Below are 4,170 nucleotides of genomic sequence, written 5' to 3'. Positions count from 1 at the left end.
CCCCCCCCCCCCCCCCCCCCCCCCTCAGCGCGTTCCGTGCCCCGCTCAGCCGCCGGCCGAGGGCTGCCCAGCCGACGGGGCGAAGCCGGGCAGCCAGCGCTCCAGGATGCCCCGGTAGGGCGCCTTCGCCTCCAGCTGGCAGAGCACGCCGATCGAGCCGAGCGTCACCCGGTGGATGAGCAGGTACGACGGCGGCAGGTTGAGCTGCCGGCTCAACTGGTACGCGGGGGAGCGGGGACTGGCCAGCCGGGCCGCCTCCGTGCGCAGCCAGGCCCGGGTGAACCGGAACTGCTCGGCGGCGATGGGCTCCAGCATCGGACGGAGGAAGTCGAGCACCGCCTGGGCGTCGATCTCCTCGGTGGCACCGATGAAGCCCTCCGCCCGCAGGCCCGCCACCACCTCGTCGGCGTCGCCCCGCAGCGCCAGCGCGGCGATGCGGCCGATGGGCTCGGGCGTGCCCTCCGGCATCCGGGCCACCGCGCCGAAGTCGATCACGCCGAGCCGGCCGTCGGCCAGCAGCCGGAAGTTGCCCGGGTGCGGGTCGGCGTGCAGCAGCCCGGCCCGCTGCGGCGCGGACAGGTGCAGGATCGCCATCAGCCGGCCGGCCTCGTCGCGCTGCTCCTCCGTGCCCTCGCGGATGATCTCCGCCAGCGGGGTGCCCTCGATCCACTCGGTGACCAGGACCCGGGGCGAGGCCGAGACCACCGCCGGGATGTGGATCTCCGGATCGTCCGCGTACGCGGCGGCGAAGGCGCGCTGCGACTCGGCCTCCAGCTCGTAGTCGAGCTCCTCGGTGATCCGTTCCCGCAGCTCCGCCAGGAGGGGCTTGACGTCCAGCCCGGGCTGGATCGCCCGGAACATCCCACCCAGCCGGGAGAGCTGCTTGAGGTCGGCGAGCAGGGCGTCGCCGGCGCCCGGATACTGGATCTTGACGGCCACGTCGCGGGTCTGCGGCGCGCCGGAGGGACCGTAGCCCGGCTCCCGCCACACCGCCCGGTGCACCTGGCCGATGCTGGCCGCGGCGGCGGGGGTGTCGTCGAACTCCACGAACCGGTCCCGCCAGGCCGGGCCGAGCTGCTCGGCGAGCACCTTGTGCACGCTTGCCGCCGGCAGCGGCGGCGCGGCCTCCTGGAGCTTGGTCAGGGCCTGCCGGTAGGGGGCGGCGACCTCCTCCGGCAGGGCGGCCTCGAAGACCGACAGCGCCTGGCCGAACTTCATCGCACCGCCCTTGAGCTGCCCCAACACGCTGAAGAGCTGCTCGGCGGTGCGCTGCTGGATCTCCGCGGAGATCACGTCGGAGGCGAGCCCGGTGACGCGCTTACCCATGCCGAGGACGGTCCGACCGGCGAAGCCGAGCGGCAGAGCGGCGAGCTTGGCGGTCCGGGACACGGCCCGGCGCGGGATGTCGGTCACCCGGCCATTGTTACCGACTCCGGGGGCCCGCGGCTGCTCTGCCGCCGGGCTGGGTGCCCGACCCCGCCCTCCAGGGCCGTCACCGGCGTCGTCGGGAGCATCCGCAGGAGGGGTGCGGCGGCCACATCCGGCGGCGGAACCGTCCCGCCCCGGTGATCTCCACCGCGCAGCCCAGGGTCTCCGGGGTGCCCCCGTCGAGCTGGGCCAGCGCCTCGGCCGCCGCGTACGCACCGGCGGCCAGGAGGGTCGCGGCGGCACCCGCCCGCTCGTCGGCGCCCGCCGCGAGCTGGGCGGCCAGCGCCGGCCAGTCCGGGTCCCGGTCCGCCCGGTGCAGGTCGAGGCAGTTCAGGCAGGGGCCGGCGGGCGGTCGGACGAGCGGGCCGACCACGGGCACGCCCTCCCGGAGGCCGAGCAGCAGGTGCGGCTGGCGGCGCTGGGCGTGACCGGCGGCGAGCAGGGCGGCCGGGCGGTCCGTACCGAGCTGGACGACCAGGTCGACCCGGCCCCGCCGGAGGGGACCCGTGCCCGTGCCGGGCGCGGCCCGCTCGACGGCGTCGCGTACCGCCTGGGCGAGCGGGCGGCCGAGCGCGGTGGCCGGGATGCCGGTGCCGACCAGGTCCGCCGGCCGCACCGGGCCGGCCAGGTCCGGGTGCACGTGCCCGACCCCGGCCTGGGCCAGCGCGAGGGCGACCAGGGCGCCGAGGCGGCCGGTGCCGCTGACCACCACCCGGGCGGCCAGCCGGCGGCGCAGCACCTGGGCGGGCGTGCCGGGCAGCCGGGCCGAGGCCAGGGCGAGCGCCCCGGCCTCGGCGGTGAGCCGGGCCCGGGGCGGGCCGGCCAGGTCCTTCGGCAGCAGGGTGTGCGCGGGTACGACCAGGCCCGCGGCCCGCAGGGCGTCGAGCAGGGTGCGGGCCTCGTCGGGGGCCACCTCGGCGGCGACGGCGTGCGCCAGGACCAGCCGTTCGCTGCGGGTGCCGTCGAGAAGGTCGAGCAGGCGGGCGGCCCGGGGGTCGGCGATCTCGAGCAGTACGGCGCGGCCTGGCTCGACGCCGAGTTGCAGGGTGTGGCGGTCCCGCCAGAGTCTGGTGAGGCCCGGCAGCAGGGTGGGCCGGGGCAGCGTGGCACGGCGCATGACACGGATCGTGACCGTGCCCGTGCTCACCGTCGATCGTTGTCCACAGGTGGGCTGTGCCCTGTCCAGGGCTGTCCACAGGAAATCCTGGGATATCCACAACCCGCCGGTAACCGTGTCGGCGAGCCGACAGCGGGCGGACGGCGGATCAGGTGTGGTCATGCCGGAGGGGGCGGCCGACGGCCCCCCCCTCCGACGCATCCGTACAGGTCAGACCTTCGCCTTGCCCAGGATGCGGTTCACTGTTGTGCCGCACACCGGACACTTGCCCTTGGCCATGTTCATCCCGGTCTTCGAGACCTCGACGCGGCCCTCGAAGTCCCGCTTCTCCTTGCACTTGACGCAGTAACCGTTGTAGGTCTGGGCCTGGTCGGCCACGGTGCCCTCCTCGTCTCGTCCGCCGGCCGATGTCGTCCCGGCGGGGGTTCCCGGCGGCGGGCCACTCGGGCGCCGGCGCTGGGTCGTTCTGCCACGGCCACGCTCGTGACCGCTGGTCCGCGGACCCTACCCAGGTCTGGGCGGTTCCATGTCAGCTCTGCTTCGTCACTGTGAGCAAGTCGACGTCGAGAGTGTGCATGGCGAATTACGTCGGATAAGTCAGTTTGGCGGGGACACGCCGACCGAACCCGGGCAGATGCCCCGTGCGGGGCACCCCGAGCTGCGCTCGCCGAGAAGATCACCTACGGTGGGGGTACGACCTCGTCGCACCCGCGGACGACCGCCACGAAGGGTGACGGCGATGAATCACCGCGGCCCGGCAAAGATTTTTTGGGACTCCTGCCGACCAATCACCATTTTCCGGGCGGGTGTCGGGGTGTTGACCCTTGCGGACCCCTGGTCAGTACGCATTAGCTTTCCTTCGTGACAGGAATCCGAGGCTGCGCGGCCCGCTGATGGCAGGGGCGCGGAAGCCGGTCGTCGAAGTGCGGCGCAGCCAGCGTCGGCGACGCACGGTGTCCGCGTACCGCGACGGTGAGCGGGTCGTCGTCCTCATCCCGGACCAGTTCTCCCGGGCCGAGGAGAGCGAGTGGGTCGACCGGATGCTCGCCCGGCTCGCCGCCCGGGAGGGCCGCCTCGCCCGGTCCGACTCCGAGCTGCTCGTCCGGGCCACCCGCCTGATCAAGCTCTACCTCGCCGAGCACGGCACGCAGGCCGTGCCGACGAGCGTCCGCTGGGTCACCAACCAGAACGGCCGCTGGGGGTCCTGCACCCCGGCCGACGGCACGATCCGCATCTCGCACCGCGTCCAGGACATGCCCGACTGGGTGATCGACTACGTGCTCCTGCACGAGCTGGCGCACCTCATCGTGCCCAGCCACAACGCCCGGTTCTGGGCGCTCGTCGCGCGCTACCCGAAGTCCGAGCGGGCGCGTGGCTACCTGGAGGGCGTGGCGGCGGCCTCCGGCACCCCCCTGACGGACTGACCCCCGTCGACCTGCGCCGTCCGGCGCCCGCCTGCTGGCACCCGGCGTCCCCTTGGCGACGCTGACGGCCCCGACCGCCTCGACGTGCGGAAGCCGCCGGGATCTTGGTACGAGACAGCCCCTCCAGGGGCCTGTTCCTACCAAGATCCCGCCCCCGTCCCCGTCCCTCCCCGACGGCCGCCCGCCCCGCGCCACCGGCGG

4 protein-coding genes are annotated in these 4,170 nt (G+C 74.6%); 1 reads left to right on the top strand and 3 read right to left on the bottom strand.

Annotation, left to right across the window (positions count from 1 at the left end; translation table 11 throughout):
• Positions 1 to 45 precede the first annotated feature (45 nt).
• The 3 genes from ACSNN9_RS27965 to ACSNN9_RS27955 all read right to left on the bottom strand — a co-directional run bounded on the left by ACSNN9_RS27965 (position 46) and on the right by ACSNN9_RS27955 (position 2,923).
• A complete protein-coding gene (locus ACSNN9_RS27965; protein ID WP_436676301.1) occupies positions 46 to 1,413 on the bottom strand; it encodes an ABC1 kinase family protein in 1,368 nt (455 codons plus the stop codon).
• A gap of 79 nt (positions 1,414 to 1,492) precedes the next feature.
• On the bottom strand, positions 1,493 to 2,545 hold the full coding sequence (locus ACSNN9_RS27960) for a TOMM precursor leader peptide-binding protein (RefSeq protein WP_436676300.1): 1,053 nt from the start codon (positions 2,543 to 2,545) through the stop codon (positions 1,493 to 1,495).
• A gap of 210 nt (positions 2,546 to 2,755) precedes the next feature.
• Positions 2,756 to 2,923, bottom strand: a complete 168-nt coding sequence (locus ACSNN9_RS27955) for a DUF5679 domain-containing protein (RefSeq protein WP_012014940.1) — start codon at positions 2,921 to 2,923, stop codon at positions 2,756 to 2,758.
• Between the two features lie 515 nt (positions 2,924 to 3,438).
• Between ACSNN9_RS27955 and ACSNN9_RS27950 the strand changes: the two genes are divergently transcribed.
• Positions 3,439 to 3,969: a M48 metallopeptidase family protein gene (locus ACSNN9_RS27950; RefSeq protein WP_358081161.1), complete on the top strand. Its 531-nt coding sequence runs from the start codon at positions 3,439 to 3,441 to the stop codon at positions 3,967 to 3,969.
• Positions 3,970 to 4,170: the final 201 nt, after the last annotated feature.

Origin of the sequence: Micromonospora sp. URMC 107 (assembly GCF_051386315.1) — a bacterium.
Lineage (GTDB): Bacteria > Actinomycetota > Actinomycetes > Mycobacteriales > Micromonosporaceae > Micromonospora.
Note: the sequence above shows the minus strand (reverse complement) of the source record. Positions and strands in the feature narration are given on the sequence as shown.